The organism is Methanolobus sp. WCC5 (assembly GCF_045690325.1).
GTDB lineage: Archaea > Halobacteriota > Methanosarcinia > Methanosarcinales > Methanosarcinaceae > Methanolobus.
Genome location: NZ_CP146981.1, coordinates 1759364 through 1784514 on the forward strand (window position 1 = coordinate 1759364; position 25151 = coordinate 1784514).

Sequence of the window (25151 nt, forward strand, 5' to 3'; positions counted from 1 at the left end):
CAGTTATCATGCTGTATGCTTTTGAGTTATCCGGAGAACACGCTATCCTGCCGGCTAAAGAGATCTATGCCTGTCTTCTGATGGAAGGCCTTCAGTACAGGGAGCATAGCTCTTTTGACCAGTGCCTGGTGCTTGACATTACAGGAGACAGTATCCATGAGAAACTGGGCTTTATAGCCGGCAGGCTTGCCATGTGTCATCACATAGTGAAAGTCCTGGGTATATGCGAGATAGATACCGAAAAGATCATAGCTATGTGTGACCGTTCCGACCTTTCAGGGCATTTGTCCCCTGGCCAGACATACGTTGTGCGTGCAAAAAGAATAAAACATCACGGGAATGTTAACAGGGAATTCATCGAAGGCAGGCTTGGAGGAAGTATTTTCCGCAAAGGGTTCAGGGCAAATCTCAGGGACCCTGATGTAAGGTTCCGCTTCATAATGACCGACATGGCAATACTCGGATCGGTGGTAGCTTCTGTTGACAGAGGGGATTATGAACACAGGGCACCCCACAAGAAACCTTTTTTCTATCCGGGGGTGCTCATGCCCAGGGTCGCAAGGGCACTGGTAAACATATCACAGGTAAAAACCGGGGAGACCCTTTTTGATCCATTCAGCGGCACAGCCGGGGTCCTGGTGGAAGGTTCACTAGTGGGTGCCCATGTCATTGGCATTGAAGTACGCCGCAAGATATCACACGGTGCCAGGATGAACCTTGAAGAATACAACGCAGACTATTCACTGCTGGTGGGGGATGCCTGCCGGGTGCCTCTTAAAGATGCATGTATCGATGCGATAGTCACCGACCCACCATATGGTCGCTCGGCAGCCATCAGAGCTGAATCCCTGCACCACCTCTATTCGGACTCTTTTGCTGAAATGTACCGTGTGCTCCGCATGGGAAGACTTGCCGTAGTGGTATCAGAAATACCTGTGACCGGATTTGCAGAAAAGGTGGGTTTTTCGGTCATTGATAAGTTCACCCAGAAAGTGCACAAAAGCCTGACACGGACATACACGGTCCTCTATAAGGACTGACAATAACACTGTTCCCTTATAAGTGACCAGTACCCTGTAAGCCTTTTTTCATAACTCTCATAGTCCGGGAAGCGTGCTTTAACATGAGCCCAGAAACGAGGACTATGATTGAGTTCTATTAGGTGGACCATCTCATGGAAGACTATGTATTCTATCATCTCATCGGGCAGGTACCTCATATAACTGTTAAAGTTCAGGTTTCCTTTTGAACTGCAACTTCCCCATTTTGTTTTCATTTTCCTGAACCTGGTCCTTACAGGTGCCACACCCAGCTCTTCTGCAATGCTGCTTACAAAAGAAGATACTAACTCCTTAAAATCCTCAACAGACCTGCAGGCTATCAATTCCAGCCCCTGGGAAAGGATCTTTAATTCCTGTATTCGTGAATATCTTCTATAGATCCATCTCCTGTGCCGGTGGATCAACTCCCCATGTCCTTTAAAATCATGCGGCACGATCAGATGCAAACGGTGTTCACGGAACTCAAGCCTGGGATTTTTTATATCCAGCCTGATGAGTTCATAGTCTATTACCTGATCCTTGATAGTTACCTGCAGGCGCATATATTTCTAAAAATAAAAACACCTCATTCCTTTGGAACAAGATGATCCATCACCTCAGCCATGACCCGGTGGCGCACCATATAATCATGTACATTCTCATTTGCCTTTCTTATGGAATAGCCGTCCTCACACCATACGATCGGTTCAGGATACTCCACTTCCATGAGGGTTAGTCCGTATGCAGGTGCAGGCTCCAGGCCCTCTTCATAGGACTCCGGATCCAGCATCTGCTTAAGCCATTCTTCATCCCTTACCCCGCTGCCTACCATTGTCAGTGCGGTGACCATCTTCCTTACCATGTTCCATAGAAAACTATTTGCCTGCACATCTATCTTTGTGAGGGTCCCGCTTACACGCACATCTATCTTTTCCACATTGCGGATAGTTCCCTTGTCCTCATCCTTGGTGCAGAAGTTGGCAAAATCATGTTCTCCTTCCAGAATCTTAGAAGCAGATCTGATTTTGGAGATATCATACTGCTCACCGCTCATGATATATCTGTACTTACGACTGGCAGCCCATCTTCTGGGGTCAAAGTCATCGGTGACTTCTGCGTGTGCCCATGCCCATATTGAATTGGGAAGTCTGGAATTGATGACCCTTGGTATAGCCAGACTGGGTTTGTCCGTGTCAAATGCCACAACCTGTTCCCTGGCATGGACTCCGGCATCCGTTCTTCCGGAACTTGAGAAACGGGCAGATTTTGGGTCTTCTATTACCTCAAGCTGTTTGAGTGCATTGAACAGCTCACCTTCTATAGTTGCAACATCCGGCTGAACCTGTGATCCATGATATCCGGTGCCTACATATGCTATTTTCAGAGCAACTCTCATAGCGTTCACTCTGGCGTTATATGTTCTTTTTTCTATAATACATTTCTCTTATGAATAGCAGTGCTATAACGAAAATGCAGCCGAAAAAGAACCATACGCTGACATGTGAAAAGATGTCATGCTGGAATATCCCCGATACCGGCTCAGTAAGTGTCGTCATGTTATCACTGAAATCAGGTGACATAGGCAATTGTGCTGTCTGGTTTCCTGCAGCGGCATTCATCCCTTCCCTCAGAGCATCGGCTCCCGCTTCACTTCCATTGGTTGTGGATGATACCAGCATATCAGGACCCAGCTCATCAATAAGCGGTGCATCGAAACCCGGGGTTTCGGCAGGAATCTCGTATCCTGCAAACTCTGCAGTTTCAAAAGTATCAAGGTCACCTTCCACCGTCACCTCATCTGCAGATATCCCGTTTTCAGATAACATTTCCGCTTCCTCCGGAGACGGGCTTTCTTCGGTTATCACGCCTTTTCCTGCAAATGAATCATACATAACTTCGTCCATTGGCTCCTCCACAGAAGAGTCCCTGGTCATGGCTTCCATGGGACCGACATCATCATGTGCTTCAAATACAGTGGCATCCTGTGATGTTATAGGGGCGGCACCTATACCAAGGCTTCTTGTAATGGCTTCAAGTCCGGTAGCCGCAAATACAGCACCTGCGACCATGCCAAGGTATTTCTTCAGCATACTGAGGATGGATGACCTGTCGTTTTTCATGCTTCCGGGTGCCACAACTATCAGCTTTTGGACAGGCTCATATATCTTCACCTCTCTTCCCTTGCGACTCCATTTTGTTTCTTTGACCTTGATAAGATCCGCTTCTATCAATCCGTCAAGATTATATTTGACGGTCGTCAGAGGCATATCCAGCATTTCAGCCACATCACTTGCAGACATTGGCTTATCTGCAAGTATTTCTAGCATTTTCATTGCTTTTTCATTGGATAGCAACTGGGTGATCTTTCTGGAGTCCTCACTGAGAGGCAGGATGAGGACTTTTTCAGAACTTCCGCTTTCTTCATTATCTCCCATAGAATGCTCTATATTAACATTGACTTATATTGTTTCCTTTAACTTCAGTTCTGCTTGAAGTAATCAAGAGAGGATAACTAACTCGTAAAGTTAAAGAATGGTCAGAACAATATGGGGTAAATTCTAGGGGCTATTAAATCATGATTACTAAAGAACGAATAATGGAAATTGTTGAGAACTACGACCTTAATGATCTGAGCATTGCCACTGTTTGTTCTCATTCAAGCCTTCAGATATTCTATGGTGCAAGGAAAGAAGGCTTCAGGACCATCGGCATCTGCGTAAAAGAGCCCCCAAGGTTCTATGATGCATTCCCTCTGGCAAAACCGGACGAATTCATTGTTGTTGACAGTTACAAGGAGATACCTAAAGTAATTGATGCGCTTGTAGCAAAGAATGCGATCATCATCCCACATGGATCCTTTGTGGAATATATGGGTACTACTGCCTTTGCCGAAATGCCTGTTCCGACATTTGGCAACCGTGCCGTCCTTGAGTGGGAATCAGACAGGGACAAGGAAAGGGTGTGGCTGGAAGGAGCCGGCCTTGAGATGCCAAAACTTGTGAACCCAAAGGACATAAACGGTCCTGTTATGGTCAAATACCATGGAGCCAAAGGAGGGCGTGGATTCTTTGTGGCCAAGAACTACGAGGAATTCCAGGAACACATTGATCCCAATGAGAAGTTCACAGTACAGGAATTCATAGTAGGAACACGATATTACCTCCATTTCTTTTATTCACCACTCCGGGAGGAAGGCTACAGATTAAGCAATGGTATCCTTGAGATGCTCAGCATGGACCGCAGGGTAGAGTCAAATGCAGACGAGATATTCAGACTTGGTTCGCCCCGCGAACTTGCAGAGGCGGATATAATTCCTACCTATGTGGTAACCGGAAACGTTCCACTTGTTGCAAGAGAATCACTTCTGCCAAAGATATTCAGCATTGGAGAAAAGGTCGTGGAGCAGTCCCTGGCTCTCTTTGGTGGTATGATAGGTCCTTTCTGTCTGGAAACCGTATTCACCGACAAACTTGAGATCAAGGTCTTTGAGATATCCGCCCGCATTGTTGCAGGAACTAATATCTATCTTTCAGGTTCTCCTTATTCAGACCTTATCGAACCTGACCTGTCCACGGGCAGGAGGATAGCACAGGAGATAAAGATAGCCATTTCTACCGGCCAGCTGGATAAAATCTTATCCTAATAGTTCCAATATTACCTATGGTCCCTTTGAGCGGGACCATGGGTGTGATATCATTCCTGATGCAGATTTTACATATGATGTTGTTATCGTAGGTGCCGGACCAGCCGGGCTTTTTGCAGCATACGGACTTGCAGGAAGAGGCCTGGACGTCCTTGTGATCGATGCAGGCAAAGATATAGACAAAAGGAATTGTCCGATGTCGCCCATAGCATCATGCAACCATTGCAGTCCATGTTGCATCCTCTGCGGCGTTGGTGGTGCAGGGGCATATTCTGACGGAACGCTTAACCTCAGACCGGATATTGGAGGGAACCTCGCAGAACTTACCGGTGACAACGACAGCGCCTGGAAACTTGTTGATAAGGTGGATGATATCTACCTGAAATACGGAGCGCCAAAAAAAACATATTCTGCCACAGGTAGTGATGCTGAGATGTTAAAACGAAGAGCCGCTTCCGCCGGAGCCAGGTTCATAGACATAAAGCAGCGCCACATTGGCTCGGATAATTCCACTGCCCTTATTGCCTGCATGAAAAGGGATCTTGAAGCAAAAGGAATCACCTTTCTACTTGAAGCAAAGGTGAGGGAGCTTATTATCGAAGAAGGGAAATGTAGAGGCGTGCTTCTAGAGAACCGGGAGATACGTTCCAGATATACTTTGCTGGCCCCGGGAAGGGTTGGATATGAGTGGATGAACTGGCTTGTGAACCGCCATTCTATTAATTTTTCATACAGTGGTGTGGATATTGGTGTCCGTGTGGAAGTACCTTCCATAATAATGGATCCCATCACCCGGATTAACCATGACCCTAAGTTCCATATCTATACACGCAGATACGATGATTTCGTAAGGACATTCTGCACGAACGAGCATGGTTTTGTAGTAAAGGAAGAATATGAGGGTTTTGTTGCCACCAATGGCCATTCCATGCACAGCAGGGAATCAGACAACACAAATTTTGCATTCCTTGTGCATGTGGAACTTACAAGGCCCATGGAAAACACTATCAAATATGCAAGGTCAGTGGCAAAGCTTGCAACGACTATCGGAGGAGGAAAGCCCGTTTTACAGAGGCTCGGTGATCTAAGAAGAGGAAGACGCTCCACAGCAGAACGCCTGTCCAGGAATGCAGTGGTCAATACACTCAAAGACGTAACCCCGGGAGACATTTCCATGGCTATGCCACACAGGATAGTGATGGATATCATTGAGGGCTTGGAAGTGCTAAGCAAGATAATTCCCGGCGTGGATTCTGACTGCACTCTGCTGTATGCTCCTGAAGTAAAGTTATACTCCCTCAGGATCGATGTTGACAGCACCATGCAAACTAACATTACAGATCTTTTTGTTGCAGGTGACGGTGCAGGCCTTTCACGTGATCTTGTCAATTCCTCGGCAACAGGGGTACTTGCTGCAAATGGAATACTGCAATCTCAGAAGAAAGGATAAAAGAGGAATCTCGCATAATGATGGTTTGGGTGAAGTTTGGGGTATGATACATTTTGTAAAAGAATTTATGCATCAGAGGGGAATGATGTGATGACGGAGATTCCTCTTCCCCCTAGATATGAATGGACATATATATATGTTCCTGATTTGTACCGTATTGCCATTTTTAGTTAGAAAGCTTACCAGTATTCATTTTCATCTTTTAAGACCTGGTACATTATAAATTGAGTATTAATAGAAGATAATATATAGTGTTGTGACCTTTGGCCATGTCATGGACATTTCTTTTAACGCAGGCATTTCAAAACATCAACACATCCTTGGAGGAAAACATGAGAACGTTCTGCTTTATCTTGGGAGATACCTTGCACGTGACAGATCATCAGGTTCCCATGTTTCCCTTGATGTGAACCATCCGCATGCTGTTTTAATTGCAGGCAAAAGAGGATATGGAAAATCATACACAATGGGAGTCTTAATTGAAGGGCTTATGCTTCTGCCTGATGATATCAAGGATGATATTTCTTCTGTTGTTATTGATACAATGGGAATATTCTGGACCCTTTCCAGGAAAAATGAATTGCAGGAAAACATCGTTAAAGAATGGGGACTTGAACCAAAAGATTTAGACATAGATGTTTTTGTGCCCTCCGGAAGCCTGGGAAGCTATGAAGAGAGGCACATCAATGTAAAACCCCTGTCAATCCCAATATCACAGCTGGAAGGATATGAGTGGTGCAAACTGTTTGGAATAGAGACCATATCCCCACCCGGAGTCCTCACTGTCAGAACCATCCGGGAACTGAGAAAGAAAACTGATTTTTCTTTTGACGATATCATCGATCATGTGATGGAAGATGAACGTTCTGAGACCGTTACAAAAGGTGCCGTGGAAAATCATTTCAGGGATGCTGCTTCATGGGGTGTTTTTGAGGAAACGGGGACCTGCCTTGAAGATGTTGTAAAGGGAGGCTCAACATCTGTAATTGATATCAGCACGATCAAGAACGAAGCTGTAAGGTCGGCGCTTGTCAGCTCTATTGCAAGAAATATCTATCACCTAAGGCTTGAAGCCAGGCGCTCCTATGAACGGGCCATGATGGGAGATAAAGATGTTGAGAAGGGCATCCCCATGGTATGGCTTTTCATTGATGAGGCGCAACAATTCCTGCCTTCAGAGGGCAAGACGCTTGCTTCGGACATACTGCTCAATGAGTGGTTAAAACAGGGTCGTCAGCCAGGCTTGTCCATGGTGCTTGCAACCCAGCGACCATCCTCCATTCATCCGGATGTACTCTCGCAATCAGATACAGTGATATGCCACCGCCTGACTTCCCAGGACGATATCCGTGTCCTTGAATCCGTCAGGCCGACGTACATGAAGGATAATTTTGCGGATTCTATCATAAAAATGGGTTCTGAGAAAGGGGTTGCATTCATCGTGGATGATAATACCGAGGAATCCCACATAATAAGGATGAGACCACGCCTTAGCTGGCATGGAGGCAATGACCCGGGGATCATTCCCCGATAATATCAAATTTATGACTTCCTTTTATGCAAAATAAACACATGTTTTTGGCGGAATCTTAAAATAAAGTATATAATGTCTGAAAAGAGATTCTATGCTGATATGGAAATACGTATTCAGTGCTTATTTGGCACTTAAAACTTAATTCGTACTTAAAGATAAAGACTTGCTATAGATATTGTGAAGAACGATTAACGGACTGTTTCGGATAGTTATTTTATAGCTATTCACTGCCAGCCCTGTTTTAATACACTTTTAAGGGGAAGTCCCCCGGGAAATGGCTTTGTGAATGATGATCAGAACATTCAGTTCAAAACAAATATAGTTCTAAAATAATACTTAAGTCGTTGAATCATAGCAATCTTTTTTACACCTATAATTGAAATTGATAACAAGTGATATTGATGGAAACCTATAACAGTAGGCAACAAAGCATAGTAGACAGAATAGATTCAAAGGAACCTCTGGTAAAATGGAGTGACTGGAAGTGGCAATTAAGGCATTCAGTAAATGATATTGACACCTTTGAAATGCTCCTGAACATCAAATTCGAAGCTGAAGAAAGGAAAGCACTGGAAAGGACCCTGGAAAAGTTCCCGCTCTCCATAACCCCTTACTACCTTTCACTGATCGAAGTGGAGGATTTCAGGAATGACCCTATTTTCATGCAATCGTTCCCTTCACCAGAGGAACTTGTAGTTTCCTGCGATGAAATGGAAGATCCGTTAAGCGAGGACCATGACAGTCCGGTGCCTGGCATAACCCACAGATATCCGGACAGGGTACTGTTCCACATAAGCAACGTATGTTCGATGTATTGCAGGCACTGTACAAGGAAAAGAAAAGTTGGTGATGTGGACTCCGTTCCCGGAAAAGAAGAAGTACTCCAGGGAATCGAATATATAGCGAATAATCCTGATGTACGTGATGTACTGTTGTCAGGAGGAGACCCCTTCATGCTCTCTGATGAGTACCTGGACTGGATACTCACACAACTCAGGGCAATCCCGCATGTAGAAGTCATAAGGATTGGCAGCAGAATGCCTGTTGTCCTTCCGTATCGCATAACCGACGAACTGGTGGATGTGTTGAAAAAACATCATCCTATATGGGTAAACACTCATTTCAATCATCCACGTGAAGTCACAGCTTCTTCAAAGAAGGCACTACAAAAGCTTGCAGATGCAGGAATACCCCTGGGCAACCAGACCGTACTGCTTGCAGGAGTCAATGATTGTTACAGGATACTGAAAAAACTCTTCCACAAACTTGTCGAAAACAGGGTCCGCCCTTATTACCTGTACCAGTGTGATCTTTCAGAAGGTCTGACCCATTTCAGGACCTCTGTTGGCAAAGGTATAGAGATAATGGAGAATCTCATAGGCCACACCAGTGGATTTGCCATCCCTTCCTATGTCATAGATGCCCCCGGAGGAGGAGGCAAGATACCTGTAATGCCAAACTATCTTATTTCCTGGTCAACGAATAAGGTTATCCTGAGAAACTATGAGGGTGTGATCACTTCATACAAGGAACCGGATTCTTATGAAGCTGTGTATTGTGACAGGAAATGCGGGAATTGCAAATTGCAACTGAAACTTGATGAAGCAAAGGAATTCAGATCGGTGGGAATTGCAAAACTTCTGTCGGACTTTGATGATGCATTAAGCCTTGTACCCGAAGATACCGAGCGCATGGGGAGAAGGAACGTTGCGTGATCAGGTAATAAAGATAGACGGCTCTGTAATACAGCACGGCCCCTTCAACGATCGTGTATATCTTATGAAGCTTGCACCTGACAATCCACAACATATGGTTTCTGTTATCGAAGATATTGCACATGATAATGGATATTCCAAGATCTTTTCCAAGATCCCTGCATCTGCAAAGGAGCTGTTCCTGAACAATGGTCACATAGAGGAAGCAACGATCCCAGGGTTCTTCAATGGTTGTGAGAATGGCAGCTTTATGGCAAAGTACCTCTCAGAGCAACGCCACATTGAAGCGAATCCCGGGAAAAGGAAGGAAGTTCTGAGGATTGCCCTTTCAAAGTCCGATACTCCCGGGAGAACAGAGCTTTCAAGTGAAGAAGAATGTATCCTGTGCACTGAAAAGGATGCTGCGGAAATGGCTGACCTGTACAGGCAGGTGTTCCCAAGCTATCCGTTTCCCATATATGACCCTGTTTATTTGATAAGTACCATGTCTGAGGATTTTGTCTATTTCAGCATTAAAAAGAAAGGAAAAATCGTTGCCCTTTCTTCCTGCGAGATGGATCCTGGCAACAGCAACGTGGAGATGACAGACTTTGCAACGCTGCCTGAGGCCAGGGGCAGAGGCTATTCCTACCGTCTGCTGGAGGAGATGGGAAAAGAAATGAAGAACAGAGGAATCAGAACAGCATACACCATAGCAAGATCAGGATCATATGGAATGAACACTGCCTTTTCCCGCTATTCCTACACATATGCCGGAACACTGCTCAACAATACCAATATTTCCGGTGGGATCGAGAGCATGAACGTATGGTATAAAAAGTTATAGGGCCTGCAGGACCCGGAAAAGGAATAACTCCGGAATACAATAATCAAAGTATCCGGATGGTAATCTCGGCCCCATTGCCCAAATGCAACAGCCTGGAAGCACTTCCCTGATTCACTGCTATTTCCAGGAAGCCATGGCTGCCTATAAGAGACAGCATCCTGCCTTTGGGCACCTCTCCATATGTCCTCAGGAAAGGCATCTGTCTTCCGGAAATGGAAAGAATGGTCCCCGGAACTATACTCCTGAGAAACTCATCGTGGGGAATATTGGTGACAATATTGCCAAAGGCATCTATGTATATCACTTTTGCCCTGATGAAGTCCTTCTCGATCACATAACCTGAAAAATCGAGATCCAGGTATTCATCCGTGAGCCTTCCGATCTCATCGATATCCATATCGCTTGAGATATGGGCAGCCACCGGAGCAAAGATATCCCTGCCATGGAAAGTGGAAGAAATGTTATCCGGAATATCACCTTTTACTATCTCATAGACCTTAGGGTCTCCAATAAGAGCTGCTGCAGGTATCAGCAGGCCATTGTCAGGACCTACAAAATACTGGCCGCCTGAAACGACAATTATGGGTTTCCTGTCCGTACCAACGCCCGGATCCACCACTGCAACATGCACGGTCCCCGAAGGAAAATACCTGGCAACCGAATAAAGAGCAAATGCACCTGCCCTGATATCAGTAGGCGGTATCGAGTGGGTGATATCAACTATTGTTGCACCAGGATCGATACTCAATATCACCCCTTTCATTGATGCGGGGTAAAGGTTACCAAAATCCGTTGTCAGAGTAATAATAGACATGAATATATCTTTACTGTTTTTAGTATAAGAGATATATGGAAACAAACGTACTTTCCAACAGGCCTGCAAACAGGAGTAATGGGGAGAAGAAAAAAACAAAATATCAAAATATCAAAAGTGAAAAATAATGCCTTTCGGCATTACTTGCAAAGGTCGTAGTTCTGGTTTACGATCTTCAGTGCGCAGAAGTCACCGCACATTGTACATGCGTCTTCGTCACCAGGTGCTCTGCTGTCTCTGATGCTTCTTGCGAGTTCAGGGTCCAGTGCGAGTTTGTACTGTCCTTCCCAGTCAAGTTTTGCACGTGCTCTGCCCATTGCAAGATCAACTTCACGAGCGGTTTCCGGGTACTTGACCATGTCACCAACATGAGCAGCTATCTTTGATGTCTTGACACCCTCAACTACGTCCTGGAGGTTTGGAAGTGCAAGGTGTTCTGCTGGTGTTACGTAACAGAGGAAGTCACAACCTGCTGCTGCGGAAGCTGATGCGCCGATAGCTGTTACGATGTGGTCGCGGCCTGCACCTATGTCCGATACGAGCGGACCGAGCATGTAGAATGGTTTTCCATTGCTCATTGCCTTCATGAGTTTGACGTTCATTTCCACCTGGTCAAGTGGTACATGACCGGGACCTTCTACTATGACCTGCAGGTCATATTTATCGTGTGCTTTCTGTGCGCATTCGGAGTTGATGATGAGCTCCTGGACCTGTGCCCTGTCGGTTGCATCGTGAACTGCACCTGCACGCATCCCGTTACCTGTTGAAAGGGTAACTTCGTGTTCCTTGAGGATCTCACAGAGATAGTCGAAGTCTTTGTAAAGTGGGTTTTCCTTCTCATTGTGCAGCATCCATGTGCTCATGAATGCACCGCCACGGGAACAAAGACCACCGTATCTGCCGTGTGCCTTGAGCCTGTCAAGGACAATATTGTTGATACCAGTGTGAATGGCCATGAAGTTCGTACCGAGCTTTGCCTGTTCCTCTGTTGCATACCAGAGGTCATCCTCGGTCATGTGGACAATAGAACCATCCCTCTTTGCTGCTGTGATAAATGCCTGATAGAGTGGAACAGAACCTACTGAAAGGGAAATTGCGTCACATACCTTCTTCCTGATTCCCAGGAAATCTCCGCCTGTGCCCAGCTCCATGAGTGTATCTGCGCCTGCTGCCTCTGCTGCCTTTGCCTTTGCAACTTCCATTTCCTCATCAACGATGTCAGATGATGCGCCAATGGATGCATTTACCTTTGTCTTTAAGCCTTCGCCGATACCACAGAGCTTGATGTCCCTGTATGGGGTCATAGGGATAACTATCCTGCCTGAAGCAATTCCGCGTCTTATGAATTCAGGATCTTTGCCCTCTGCCTGGGCAACGATCTTCATCTCTTCTGTGATCTTACCATTCTTTGCATCTGTTACGATTGTCATTATTCTACCTCATGTTTGGATGTACCTTACAATAACTAAATCGTATATAACAGTTTTCAAAAAATAAACTTTAGATAAACTCAAGTTAACTTTATAGACGTAGTCATTTCCATAGAACGTATCATATGAAATGAAACAATTATACATATTAAAGATACCTAGAGGCACAATCCTTATAGATTTCCTGTGGCCTGAATGATGCTGCCCGCAAATATGACAATTAAAGTTGATTTTCCTTTAGCTAAAAAACACTTGTTCAGACCATAACAAAGGAAGTGTCCATGCAGATAGATTACAAGATCATTCTTTCTTCCCTTCGTGTATTTTCCTCAGCAGACGCATGTTCTCCCGGTGGAGCGAAACCACAAGATCGCTTAACATGCCAAAAACAAACATCTGAAAACCTGCAATGATAAGGAGGGTTGTAAGAATAGTCATCGGGATACGTGTAACGCCCTGGAACCACTCGATGACAACAAAAGTCCCTACCATCAGACCGGATATAATGAAGAGCCCGCCAATGATACCAAAATAGAACATCGGATTGTGGAGCTTTGCCATTTTATAGATAGTGGAACCTATCCTGAAACCATCCCTCAGGGGGCTCAGTTTGGTTGCACCTTTGGAATCTCTTGCAAGATAGGTAGTAGGCACTTCCATGATCCGCAGGTCTTTCTTGACGCTCTCGATAGTTATCTCCGATTCAACCTCAAAACCGGATTTTTTCAATTCGAAGGATTTGATAGCCTTCCTGTTAAATGCCCGGTAACCTGTGAGAATATCCTCAAGCCATACCCCATAAGCAAGTCCGAACATCTTATTGATGATCTTGTTACCTACAAGATTAAGCCTTGTAAAAGCACCCTTCTCATAGTCCACTAATCTGTTGCCCATGACATGGTCAGCCCTTCCTTCAAGGACAGGATCAAGCACCGCATGCACATCCTTTGCAAGATTCGTACCGTCCCCGTCTGCCATGACAACATAGTCTTCCCCTATAAGATCAAAGGCCTGCTTTATTGCCTGGCCCTTGCCCTTACCGGTCTGAAGCACAACCCTGGCACCTTCGGCCACAGCTATCTCACGTGTACTGTCCTTGCTGTTACCATCGATAACGAGAATATTATCAAAGCCTTCAGAGCGGAAATCCCTGATTACCTGACCAATGGTAGCCTCTTCGTTCAGAGTTGGCAACAGGATACAAACATTTTCGTTTGACATCTATAGAGAAATAGAGATGAAAGGTCTTAAAGCAGACCCATGCTGTCAAGCTGCTGCCTTACGACCTCAACACCCTGTTCACAGTTCTCAGGGGATTTTCCGCCGGTGACCACAAGCTTACCGGAACTGAAGATAAGCACTACCACCTTCGGATCATCGATACGGTAGACAAGACCTGGGAACTGCTCCGGCTCATATTCGATGTTCTCAAGACCAAGGCCTATTGCAATTGCATTGAGATTCAGGACAGCCTGAAGGTCTGCTGATGCAACAATGTTCTGGACAGTAATCTCCGGGTCTTCTATTGTTTTTATCCCGATAGCATTGAGTTTCTTAGCCATGTTCCCTATGACAGTATGAACATCAGCCACATTCTTTGCACCGGTGCATACTACCTTACCGGAAGTGAATACAAGAAATGCAGCTTTTGGGTCAGAAACACGATAAACAAGACCTGGAAACTTCTGTTTGTTATATTCCGCACCCTCGAATTCAGCCTCTATCTTTGTAAGATCGAATTCCTCTGCAAGCTTGGTAGATGCGACCACATTCTCAATTTTGATGTTGTAATCTGACATAGTATAATCCTCATATTTAAAGCGGGCTTATATTCAACAATTCAGTATATAAAGTTATACCCTCTTATTTATATATGTTTTTAAGGAAATCATGGAATTGGAATACTTATGAGGATTTTTAACCCGTTGACCGGTTTTTTCAGTTATCTTCTAACTTCTTAAGCCCGTCAATTACAGCATCGTATTTGCTGCATACCCTCTTGAGAAGGTCGCCCTCCATAGTCCGGTGGGTCGGTATAAGGATATCCGCACCATCAGAGACTTCAACACCATCTGCCGACCTGCCATAATCAGGAGCTATCATTATTCCTGAGGAGGATACGCCCAGCCGCAGGTCGCTGACAATACGCGCAACCATCTCAGTGGCAGGCTGCACTTTCTTGCTTATTACAAGGGCTTTTGACACGTACCTCTCCTTAAATTCTGTGATCTTTTCGATACTTGAGCTGACCTTATCCTCATCACCAACATTTTCAAGCAGTTTAATTGAGTCCACAAGGTCGTCAAATGTAGTTGAGCTGACCTCGAGAATCTCCCCGTCATAATATTTGCTCACTTTTTCAGCATAGCCCTTTGATATCACCAGTTTATAGACATCCTCAAGCTCATCCAGTTCCTCTTCTGTCGGATCATAGGCGTTGATAACCCTGTATTCCCTTATACCACACATGCCCATAAGCGACTCGTACATGGGAGTAACACCAATGAACCTACGTCCAAGCCACTTGTTAAGGCCACTCTGGCCGCTCTGGAGACGGGACAGCTCAACTATCTTCTTTTTCACCAGTTCAGGATCATTGGACTCCAGACCGAAATAGTCCGCAAACAAAGAAGTGGTGCGTAGCAACTTAGTCCTTCCGTGGGGAACAGCCTCAACAAAACCTCTTTCCTTCAGCTCCCTTATGTGGTCATAGGCAGAGTTGCCCCTCATATCCACAAGATCGGACTGGATCAGAGGCTGATGATACGCTATCATGGAAAGAGTGCGCAGCATGGGTGCACTCAATTCCTTTGGAGCAAGCGGTCTTACAACGTCAGTATATTTTGGCTTGACCTGCATGACATACCGTTCACCAAGATCTATTACCTCAATACCTGTCTCCCTTGAAGCATATTCCCTTACAAGATCAAGTGCTATCTGGATCACACTCTTTTTTGGCCTGCCTATCAGCTTTCCCAGTGTTGCCGCATCCAGTGCCCCGCCTGCAGCAAAGAGTGCAGCCTCGATAATTTCCCTGTCGTTTTTACTGTCGCTCATTGCCAGGAACACACCTCTTAAACAGCTTCATATACAGGCTCGATAGGATAAACATAGAGTTCACCGAAGAGTTCCTTCTGTGACAACCAGATCTTCTTATCAGTGGCAAGGAAAAGTAACGATATATAGGTCATGATATTCTCAGACCTGTCACCGGTCAGAAGATCGGAGAGCATTGCACATTTGTTTTCCCTGAAATGTTCACTCAGAAACTCCCCCATGTCACGGACACGGCCCAGTATATCTTCCTCATGGGCAATACCAAGGACCTCATCGGTGGTCACGGCAGATCTTTCTTCCAGCTTACGATGGATACTGCGATCCTTGCGCCGGGTCTCGACCTTTTCTGCCTTGCGAAGCTCCACGATAAGTTCCTGGAGAGTGACCGGGCGTGTGGCCCTGCGGCGAATTGGAAGAGTGGGAACGGGATACTCATCAACCTCATAGAAGTCCAGTTCAGTGTCAAGCATCTCAAAGCAGTCATCTTCCTCATCTTCCTGAACGATCCCTGTGGATTTCATGCGTAGCAGTATGGCTGCATAAAGAAGGGTCCGGCCGGATATACGAAGATCCAGCATCTCCATCACCTCAATGCGTTCAAGGAACATGTCTGTCACATTGACAATGTCGATATCCCATGGATTGATAGCTCCATCCTTTGCAAGGTTCATGAGTATCTCCACAGGCTCGCTTAGCACATCTTCCGGGAAATCGAGGAGTGCCTCATCGACACCCAGACCTCTCAGAGTCTCTATGAATTCCGGGTCAATGGTACAGGGTAACGAAACGCTCTCTGCCCTGGCAATATCCACTGCCTGAACTGTCTTTATATCTTCTGCTATTTCGTTCAACGTAATTTCACACCCGTAATACTTGTAATATTATTTTCCTGCATTGCAACCCCAATGGTGCGTTCAGCAGCTTCTATCATGGGTTTTCTTAGGGATACCACAATGAACTGTGCATTTGCAACTGCCGTTTTCACACGCTGGGCAACCTTTCCCGCATTTGCCCCGTCAAGGAACATGTCGATCTCATCAAAAGCATAGAAAGGAGCCGGACGGTATTGCTGTATAGCGAAAACAAAGGACAGCGCTGTAAGGCTTTTCTCACCACCGGACATAGCCTCCAGGCGCTGCAGGGTCTTTTCCTTTGGCTGTGCCTTGAGTGTAAGCCCCCCTGCAAACGGATCATCGTAATTGTCAAGAACAAGCTCGCCTATACCATCGGAAAGCTCGTGGAATATCTCCTTGAAAGGTTCATTTATGCCTTCATAGGTTTCCATGAAAGTATTTTTTTTAAGCTGTTCATACTGCCGGATACGCTCAAGTATCTGCTCCCTTTCGGTGGATAACGTATCGCGCCTTGTGACAAGCTCATCAAGCCTGGACTCTACCTCCGTATACTCATCAATTGCCCGCATATTAACAGGCTCAAGACGCTCCATAGCCTTTTCTACAGAAGCTATCCTTGTGCGCACGGTCTCATAGTTTGGAACCTCATCGGTCTCCTCTATACCACGCCTGACTATCTCCTCTTTCAGTTCCGTGACCTGTTCATCAAGGGCATCCTTTGTGGCTTTCAGGGCCATCATCTGCCTGTTACCCTCATCAAACCTCAATCGTATCTTCTCAAATTCCTTCTTTGCAGCAGTATGTTCATCATGCAGCCGGGTACGCTCCTGCTGCAATTCCCTCAGCTTGTCTGCAAGCTCACTTTCACGTTGCTGTTTTTCCTGAAGAGTGACTTCAAGTTCTGTTATCCTGTTCCTAAGATCAGAAACACGTTGCCTGAACGAAGCTTTCTTTTCATCCATGGACCTTATCAGTTCCCTGTTCTCCTCGATCTTAGAGGACGCATAATCACGGTCAAGATGGAGGGCATTCAGGGTGGAATCAATATCCCTTACCCTGCCATCCAGGCGCCTGATCTCCTCATCAAGTTGTTCTGCCTGCCTGTTAAGTTCAGGTACCTCAGAACCTGCAAGCTTCTCCTCAAGCAGTTCAATATCCTTTTCAAGGGAGCGGACAAGCTCCTCCTGTTCCTCCTTCTTTGAAACGGTCCCGTCCATCTCACCCCTGAGTTCCCTGCGGGACTCCTCTATCTCTTCAAGCTCCCGGCTCTTAGACTCGATGAGCTGGTTAAGACGCTCACCACGCCCTGCTATCTCTTCAATTTGCATCTGCTTTTTGGAAATTTCCTTATCATGCTCATGTATCTCGCGATTTATCTGGGAGATATGACCTTCTACCTGATCCAGTTTCTTTATGGCATTGCTGCGTTTTGAATCCAGCTCTGTTATCTTCTCTGCAATCTTCACAAGCTTATCCTTCTCAGAAGCAGCAAAGGAAAGGCCGGAACTCTGCTGCTGTGAACCACCCACCATGGCACCGCTCTTTTCAACAACATCTCCTTCCAGGGTGACCATCCGAAGACCCCCCATAAGACGACGTGCATTTGTCAGTGTGTCCACAATAAGCGTATCCCTGAAAACATACCAGAAAGCTGCTTCGAATTTCCTGTCAAAGTCAATAAGGTCCATAGCATAGCCTATAACGCCTTCCCTGTCGGAAAGATCCTTGTAGGGCCTGCGGGATTCCATCTTGTTCAATGGCAGGAAAGTGGCCCTTCCACCTCTTCTTTGTTTCAGGAAAGATATTGCTCTGGCAGCATCCTCATCGTTCTCCACAACAACTGCCTGCATCCGTCCGCCTGCAGCAATTCCAAGTGCATTGGAATATTTCTGGTCCACACTGCCAAGCTCTGCGATGGTACCGTATATGCCCGGGAGACCACGGTGTTTTTTCTCATTCATCACCATTTCCACGGCTTTGGAATAGTTACTGTGGTCCTCTGCCGCCCGGACCCTTACCTCGATCCTGGCATAATCATTCTCATATTTACGAAGCTCATCCTCAAATTCCTTGACAATGACCTTTAACTGGGAGCGGTTGCTTTCAAGGTCATCGATATCCTTTGTGAGGGAATCTATTTTCTCATTCAGCTTTTCGATATCGTACTGAACTGAAAGAGTGTCACTACCCGAGGATTCAGCCTTGGATCTGGCATCTGCTATCTCGCTTTCTATATCCCTGACCTGGGCAGATTTCCTTCTCAGCGAATCAAGAAGGCGATCTTCCTGCCGCATCAGCTCATTCTTCTCATTCTTGGCTGCCTCCAGGCCGGACTTAAGGGTGCTGAGCTCATCCCTGGTCTGGGCGAACTTTGCATCAACATCCGCAATCCTGCTTTGAAGCAACATGCGCTCTGTCCTGCGCTCTGACATTTCAGCAAGGACACTTTCCTTCCTCATTGATTCTTCAGATATCTTCTGGTCCAGTCCCTCAAGCTTGCCTTTGATCTCATCTATCTCAACAAAAGCTTTCCTGCGTCTTGATTCGAGATCCTCGGCTTCCTTTTCAGACAGCTCTATAGTATCGGTACATCTTGATATCTCGCCCCGGATACCTTCTATCTCCTTTTTGACCCTGATCTGCTCATCTTCACCCATTCTCTGGATGTCCAGGGTCATCTCCTCAAGCTCCTGCTCCAGTTTCTCCACAGCAAGTCTTCTTGCCTCAAGCTCCTGCTCCAGGTTAGCAATGACCTCCTCCTTTGCCAGGATATCATCTGCAACTGAGCAAAGCTCTGTTTTTGCATCCTTGAGTTTTGCAAGAAGGACAAAGCCTTCAAATCTCATCTTCTCTTCTTTAAGGGACTGGTATTTCAGGGCCTGATCCCGCTCAGTTTTTAGTTTCCCAAGCTGCTGGCCTACCTCTTCGATGATTATGTCAACTCTCTCAACCCTCTCGCGCACAATCTCCAGTTCACCCAGGGCACGATCCCGTTTATTGTCAAATTCAGCAACCCCTGCGATCTCATCAATGATCTTGCGCCTCTCTGCAGGAGTCATATTAATGATGCGGGTAACGTCACCCTGCATAACAACATTATAACCTTCAGGTGTGACACGGGCCTTTGCGAGATAATTGTGGACATCGCTAAGGCTTACAGCCTTGCCGTTGAAATAGAAATAACTGTAATATCCTGAATCGGTCTCCCTTATTTTCCGTGTGATCGTCACCTCATCGGCATCATAGGGCATCTCACGGTCAGTATTATCAAAACGAATTGTAACCTGTGCAAAATCAGGTTTTTTAGAAGCTTCACCATTATATATAAGATCGGTGAGCTTTTCAGCTCTCATAGTCCTTGAGCTTGATAATCCCAGCACAAAGAGGATACCATCTATTATGTTAGATTTACCACTGCCATTGGGACCTGAAATAGTGGTAAAACCATCAAAAAAAGGTATTTTAACCTTTTTTCCGAAGGATTTGAAGTTTATGAACTCAAGTTCCTTTATATACACGTGATTCCTCTGTTTTTATCAAAAGGATTATTTTCTTCGTGTGATGGTAACCACCGCATCTTCATCCTCGCGCGCTTCAACGGTCTCATATTCAGAATCCTGATCATTGCATGATGATTTGTCTTCCTCTGCAACGATATAGTTGCATGTATCAACTGTCTTACGTGAGTTCCTGTCAAGCCGAAGCTTGCGCTCATCATCCGTTTCTGCGATTATATATTCGGACCTGTGCTCCGGTTCAGGCATCTGAGGCTGCTTTACAGAAGGAACCTCCCGTACATTCAGGCGCATATTTGAAGAAGGGGATTCCCGCACATTTCCGGGGTATGGAACCCTCTCAGCAGATCTGACAGATACCTTCGGATTCACCGGTTTTGGAGAAGATAGCGGTTCTTTTGGAACAGAGGAGCTGGTTTCAGTAATTGGAGATGAGGATGACGAAGGCCCTGGTTGCTGAGGGCTTGCCGGGGATGTCACCGGTTTAGGCTCCGGCCTGTATACCTTCGGTGCGCTATTCTCCCTGGGAACAGGTTCTTCAGAAGCTTTTGGTTCTGTCTTCTTTTCCTTTGAAACTGATAACTCACCAAGGGAGCGTATCATTGATTTCTGGTCAAGGAGCTCATCCATGATACCATTGAGATTACTGCTCAAAGCCTGGACCTTATGTTCAAGCTGCACTATACGATTGTGAAAATCGAGGTCGTTCTTAAGATCACTTCTTATCTCCCGGAGGATAGACTCGCGGAGATTATTCTTGATATCATCCAGTTCTGCTTCTTTTTCCTTAAGCTGCCGCTCAAGGCGTTCAATGACAAAGTCCCTGTTTTCAGTGTTCATGAAAAGCCTCGCAAATCCATTCAGTCCCTCATCGCGGTTGTGCGAAAATGCCACGTTAATATATGAATAAAAGTATAAATATACCTTATGGTTGTCACATCTTATTATTTCAAACAATAAATAATTATTTAATTTGACCTGCTTTCCAGTTTATCTGGCATATATGGCAGAAGTATTGGTCACCGAATCCTTCTCAACAGAAAATACATGATCTGCTGAATCTATCAGGGATTCGTCATGGGAAACTATGAGAATCTGTGCCACCCCTATGTCCCGCATCATGTCGATAAGCTTTATCAGCTGGTGCACATGACCCCGGTCAAGGAACACTGTTGGCTCATCCATTATAAGGGGAGGCAGACCCTTGCCATCGTGAGAAGAATTACCAAGCGCCAGCAAACGATATATGGCACAGCGCAGCACCAGGTTGAACAATGCCCTCTCGCCACCGCTGAGCAGTTTGGGCTCAAGGGCGGTGCCGTCCTTTTCAAACACCGTAAGATTGTAATCGGCATCCAGCTGCACATGAGAATATGCATTATTGGAATACATGAAAGAGAATATCTCGTTGATGAGCATATCAAGCGTCCGGATATTACTTGAACGCAGCTGCGCACGTACGCGCATATACATACTCTCAAGCTCCTCTGCATCAGAGTACACTGCATTGAGATAAGTACCCCGGTTCTTAAGTATCCCAAGATCCTTTCTCATAGCTGCAAGCCTTTTCCTGTCATTCTCGGCCATTCCGGCTTTCTTCATGACCTCATCCTTTTCAAGCTTCAGCTCTCCTATCCCGGAGTTGATCACCCCCAAAGCAAGGCCATATTGACTGCTGAGGGATTCAAGCTCCTTTTTGTCAAATTCTCCCATCTTCCCATCTATTTCATTCAGTGAATCCTTCTTCTCACCTATCTGACCGTCAAAGAGAGAGATCATTTCCCGGATGCTCTTTATCTTTTCATCCATCTGCTTTATATCAGAACCGATTTTATCACATTCACCGAGGGTTTTCTGCATTTCCCTTGCAAGGGATAGTCTTTCAAGGACCTTTGAATGTTCTTTTGAAAACGAATCTTCCTCCTGCTTCATCGATCCTGCTCTCTCCCGGGTATCACCCAGAGCCTTTTCAAGTGTTTCCCTGCCAAAAAGCAGTTCCTTTATCCTCAGCTCATTCTCCTGTATGTGCAGCCGGTATTCTTCAATCCTTTTGTTATCCCTCTTAATTGCCTCATTCTCAGAATCGAGATCCCTGAGTACCACATCAATTTCTGACCTGTAACTGCGCGCTGACCTTACCTTCTCGATCCTTACCTGGATCTCAGACAGGTCATTTCTAAGACCGGAAAGTTCGGTTTCCAGCTTTGCCAATGCTTCCCCGTTTAATACGGTGGATTCTTCCACACAGGAGCCCTTAAGATCCTGGCCGCACGTGGGACACTTGCCCGCCTCCAGCAGCTTTTTTGACTTCTCCAATGCTGACCTGAGTTCTGATATCTGCGCCTTCAGCCCTGCTTCGCGACCATGCAGCCTTTTATGCTGGTCGTTCACAAGATCAAGGACATCATCTATATTCTCAAGCTTTTCAAGGGTCATACCCAATGAAGCAACCTTTGATACGACTTCCCTATGGCGCGCCTCAAGTTCTTCAATATTTGACTGATGTTTAGCGATCTCATCATTTACAGCCTTTATTCTGGATCCTGTATCCTTCAGGTTATCTTCAAGGGACTTCACCTGTTTTTCATTATCTTTGATAGATGTGCCTATGTTAAGCAGGTCTTTTTCGCATACGGCCTTCTTGCTTTTAATATCACCCAATGCGTCACGCAAAGAACGCTCATCCTCATCCAGTTCTGTAACAAGCGAATCGGCTTGCTTCTGATCAACCCCAAGCTTTGTTCCGATCTCAGATGCCCGTTCCCTTTTTGCATCCAGCGCTTTCCTGCATGAACGTATGTCATTTGAGAGAGAATCAATGGAAAGTAAGGAATTAGATCTCCTGGCCGTAAGTTCCTTTACCTGCTTTTGTAAAGCCTCTTTCTTTCCGGAAAGTTCACTTAGCTGGGACAGCTTTTTGGACAGCTCATCTATAAGGAAAAGCGTGCGATCCCTTTTCTCATTCAGGGAGGAAAGTTCAGTATCTATCTGGCCTGACCTGGTCTGCAGGGATGCCAGCCTGCCACTAGGATCGGAATCCTCAAGAGACTTCAGCTCCTTTGAAATTTCCTGGATCCTCCTTTCATTGTCCCTCTGATGCCTTCCCACCCCTACACGGGCACTGGAAGCACGCTCACGGTACTCCTCCAGTTTACCCAGCTGCAACAGGTCATCTATCATTTTCTGGCGATCTTTGGGCCTGGCATTGATGAGCACATCGATCTCACCCTGACGAATGTAGACACAATTCCTGTAAGCCTCTTCATCCATGTTAAGAAGCGAAGTAACGGCTTCATAAGTACGCGTAGCCTGGTCAAATATAATCTCCCTATCCTTTCTGAAGACCGACCTGGTATTAGATGCCCTGCCTTTTTCAGGATCGTTCCTGAAGGACTGCTCCACTGAATAATCATGACCATTCTGCTCAAATTCAAGCACAATGGATGCTTTTGTTGCCCCACGGGTAATGATATCAGAGAGCACGAAGTCCCTGTCAAGTGTCTTGCTTCCGAAAAGACCAGTAAAACATGCTTCAAGAAGGCTGGATTTACCACTGCCGTTGACTCCCGATACCACAGTGACACCATTCCTGAACGAAATATCAAGCTTCCTGTAGCTTCGGATATTCTCAACTGCCAGACGTTTTAGCATCACAGGTAATCACCCAGGTTGTACTGCCGGGGTTTTGCGGCATCATGCCCGGCTTTTTTCTCAGCGGACGACTCTTTTTCATTCACTGCGGCTTTGTCAGCACCTTCCTTTTTCCCGGTAATTTGCTCTTTTTCATGACTTACTGCACCCTTGTGTTCTGTGGGGTCTGTCTCTTCACCGGATGTTTCACCAGAGTATGCATGTGGCTGCTCAGTAACTAACATATCCGGACCATCATCAATACCCTCATCCGATCCGCCACCTGATGAAACGTTCTTCTCTTCCCTTTGTCCTGCATGCTTCATAAGCTGGTCATCATCAATTTCTTCAGTTTCATGTGAAACATTGACAGATACCGGCCTTGCGGGGATGGAACCGGAAAAATCGACATCATCAAGTAACTGTCCCAGCCTGGCCTCCGTTTCATCACCTACCCTTGTCTTCACTATCAGAGGGTCCCTTATTATATCATCAAGCAGCAGTCCTCCGGCTGTAAGGTCCATTTTCTTTATCTCTCCCCTGACAACATCATCAGGGTCGCAGAAAGTTATCTTCAGTGCCTGATCACTGAGGGTATCGGCTCCCGTGCGAAGGTCCTTGATACCAGGTATCAGGGCACCTTTTGATAAGAGGAATCTCTCCGTTTCACTAAAGTCCAGCTTAGGCCTGGCATCGCCTGATATCTCTACAAAGACAACCTTCCCTTCAATATCATATTCCATTACCCTGGAGAATAACTCCTCATGTGCATCCGATCCTTCGGCCAGTGTCACGGGGATGAACACGAAATCACGAGTAGGGATCACTTTTTTGCTTATCTCTATACCACTGTCCCGGACAGTGACTATATTGTAGGACCTTGGCTCACGCTCTGAAGTACTGTTCCTTTCGGTACTTCCGGAATAGGTTACCCACACCCCATCCACTTTTACAGTTTCCTGTTTATGGTTGTCACCAAGGAGAACTGCATGTAGCTTAAAGGGCAGAGAATCGATCACCTCTTTTATGTCCCACTCACCAAAGGAAAATGGTTTTACAAGCTGGTGCATCACAAGCAGGTTATACCTCGCATCGGTCCCTTTGTCCCGGAATACCGAATAATCAAAAAGAGGGATCTTTGTCTTTGGTACACTGTCAATGCCATATAGTGCGACCTCACCCAGCCTGTATGCCCGGGCACCAAGGCGGGTCACAAGACCAAGACTGCCATAGAGATCAAGCCATTGTGTGCTCTGTTTGCTCTCGTGGTTGCCTACAATGGCAAGCAAGGGGATCCCTGCATTTTTCAGCCGTGAGAAAAGACCCATGGCATCCAGTATATCATCCAGCGTAGGATTCCTGGAGTCAAACAGGTCACCGGCATGCACCACTGCGTCTGCATCCATACTAATAGCATCATCCACCACAGCTGAAAAAGCATCAAAAAAATCCTGCCGGCGCACATCACTGTGATACTGCCGGTATCCAAGATGCGTGTCCCCTGTGTGGATTATCCTTATATCATCCATCAGGGATTACAATATGCTTTTGCAGTTTTTAATTGTTTGGGGAAGAAATGAGAACATACAATAGTTTATAGAATATATAAATTATATATAACAATTGATTTTTATATATCTTCG

General features: G+C 45.8%; 19 protein-coding genes. 6 read left to right on the top strand and 13 right to left on the bottom strand.

Annotated elements, in window-relative coordinates:
• The first annotated feature begins 8 nt into the window (after nt 1–8).
• A complete protein-coding gene (locus V7O64_RS08580) occupies nt 9–1040 on the top strand; it encodes a methyltransferase domain-containing protein (RefSeq protein WP_407355010.1) in 1032 nt (343 codons plus the stop codon).
• On the opposite strand, the gene V7O64_RS08585 is transcribed toward V7O64_RS08580, so the two are convergent.
• The 3 genes from V7O64_RS08585 to V7O64_RS08595 are packed head-to-tail and all read right to left on the bottom strand — an operon-like array spanning nt 1028 to nt 3475.
• Nucleotides 1028–1603 carry a M48 family metallopeptidase gene (locus V7O64_RS08585; RefSeq protein ID WP_407355011.1) on the bottom strand — a complete coding sequence of 192 codons (576 nt, stop codon included), beginning with the start codon at nt 1601–1603 and terminating at the stop codon, nt 1028–1030. The two genes, V7O64_RS08580 and V7O64_RS08585, sit on opposite strands and share 13 nt — an antisense overlap.
• A 23-nt stretch (nt 1604–1626) precedes the next feature.
• Nucleotides 1627–2436, bottom strand: coding sequence for a tRNA pseudouridine(38-40) synthase TruA (truA, locus tag V7O64_RS08590; protein ID WP_407357301.1), 810 nt, complete (start codon nt 2434–2436; stop codon nt 1627–1629).
• Between the two features lie 16 nt (nt 2437–2452).
• Nucleotides 2453–3475 (bottom strand): ArsR/SmtB family transcription factor, encoded by a 1023-nt coding sequence (locus V7O64_RS08595; RefSeq protein ID WP_407355012.1) that lies wholly within the window; start codon nt 3473–3475, stop codon nt 2453–2455.
• Between the two features lie 140 nt (nt 3476–3615).
• Between V7O64_RS08595 and V7O64_RS08600 the strand changes: the two genes are divergently transcribed.
• The 5 genes from V7O64_RS08600 (at nt 3616) to ablB (ending at nt 10208) form a co-directional block, all read left to right on the top strand.
• Complete coding sequence (locus V7O64_RS08600) at nt 3616–4683, top strand: formate--phosphoribosylaminoimidazolecarboxamide ligase (RefSeq protein ID WP_407355013.1); 1068 nt, start codon at nt 3616–3618, stop codon at nt 4681–4683.
• A gap of 52 nt (nt 4684–4735) precedes the next feature.
• Entirely contained in the window at nt 4736–6133 is a 1398-nt protein-coding gene (locus tag V7O64_RS08605) for an NAD(P)/FAD-dependent oxidoreductase (RefSeq protein WP_407357302.1), read from the top strand.
• Nucleotides 6134–6407: 274 nt separating this feature from the next.
• Entirely contained in the window at nt 6408–7667 is a 1260-nt protein-coding gene (locus V7O64_RS08610; RefSeq protein ID WP_407355014.1) for an ATP-binding protein, read from the top strand.
• 401 nt (nt 7668–8068) lie between these two features.
• The gene (gene ablA / locus V7O64_RS08615) at nt 8069–9382 is read left to right on the top strand and encodes a lysine 2,3-aminomutase (protein ID WP_407355015.1); all 1314 of its coding nucleotides are present in this window, start codon (nt 8069–8071) and stop codon (nt 9380–9382) included.
• A complete protein-coding gene (ablB, locus tag V7O64_RS08620; RefSeq protein WP_407355016.1) occupies nt 9375–10208 on the top strand; it encodes a putative beta-lysine N-acetyltransferase in 834 nt (277 codons plus the stop codon). Before ablA ends, ablB begins: the two co-directional genes overlap by 8 nt.
• A 43-nt stretch (nt 10209–10251) precedes the next feature.
• Here the strand turns inward: ablB and V7O64_RS08625 are convergent, their stop codons facing one another.
• The 10 genes from V7O64_RS08625 to V7O64_RS08670 all read right to left on the bottom strand — a co-directional run bounded on the left by V7O64_RS08625 (nt 10252) and on the right by V7O64_RS08670 (nt 25037).
• Entirely contained in the window at nt 10252–11022 is a 771-nt protein-coding gene (locus V7O64_RS08625; protein ID WP_407355017.1) for an S-adenosyl-l-methionine hydroxide adenosyltransferase family protein, read from the bottom strand.
• 140 nt (nt 11023–11162) lie between these two features.
• Nucleotides 11163–12452 carry a phosphomethylpyrimidine synthase ThiC gene (gene thiC / locus V7O64_RS08630; protein WP_407355018.1) on the bottom strand — a complete coding sequence of 430 codons (1290 nt, stop codon included), beginning with the start codon at nt 12450–12452 and terminating at the stop codon, nt 11163–11165.
• 300 nt (nt 12453–12752) lie between these two features.
• Nucleotides 12753–13673: an S-layer glycoprotein N-glycosyltransferase AglJ gene (aglJ, locus tag V7O64_RS08635; RefSeq protein WP_407355019.1), complete on the bottom strand. Its 921-nt coding sequence runs from the start codon at nt 13671–13673 to the stop codon at nt 12753–12755.
• Nucleotides 13674–13699: 26 nt separating this feature from the next.
• Nucleotides 13700–14251 (bottom strand): TATA-box-binding protein, encoded by a 552-nt coding sequence (locus tag V7O64_RS08640; protein WP_407355020.1) that lies wholly within the window; start codon nt 14249–14251, stop codon nt 13700–13702.
• A 139-nt stretch (nt 14252–14390) separates the two neighbouring features.
• Entirely contained in the window at nt 14391–15509 is a 1119-nt protein-coding gene (scpB, locus tag V7O64_RS08645) for an SMC-Scp complex subunit ScpB (RefSeq protein WP_407355021.1), read from the bottom strand.
• Between the two features lie 17 nt (nt 15510–15526).
• A complete protein-coding gene (locus V7O64_RS08650; protein WP_407355022.1) occupies nt 15527–16360 on the bottom strand; it encodes a segregation/condensation protein A in 834 nt (277 codons plus the stop codon).
• Nucleotides 16357–19881, bottom strand: coding sequence for a chromosome segregation protein SMC (gene smc / locus V7O64_RS08655; RefSeq protein ID WP_407355023.1), 3525 nt, complete (start codon nt 19879–19881; stop codon nt 16357–16359). The genes V7O64_RS08650 and smc overlap by 4 nt, the downstream gene beginning before the upstream one ends.
• Before the next feature lie 27 nt (nt 19882–19908).
• Nucleotides 19909–20772 (bottom strand): hypothetical protein, encoded by an 864-nt coding sequence (locus V7O64_RS08660; RefSeq protein WP_407355024.1) that lies wholly within the window; start codon nt 20770–20772, stop codon nt 19909–19911.
• A gap of 96 nt (nt 20773–20868) precedes the next feature.
• Nucleotides 20869–23529 (bottom strand): AAA family ATPase, encoded by a 2661-nt coding sequence (locus tag V7O64_RS08665; RefSeq protein WP_407357303.1) that lies wholly within the window; start codon nt 23527–23529, stop codon nt 20869–20871.
• Nucleotides 23529–25037, bottom strand: a complete 1509-nt coding sequence (locus tag V7O64_RS08670; protein WP_407355025.1) for a metallophosphoesterase — start codon at nt 25035–25037, stop codon at nt 23529–23531. The genes V7O64_RS08665 and V7O64_RS08670 overlap by 1 nt, the downstream gene beginning before the upstream one ends.
• Nucleotides 25038–25151 lie beyond the last annotated feature (114 nt).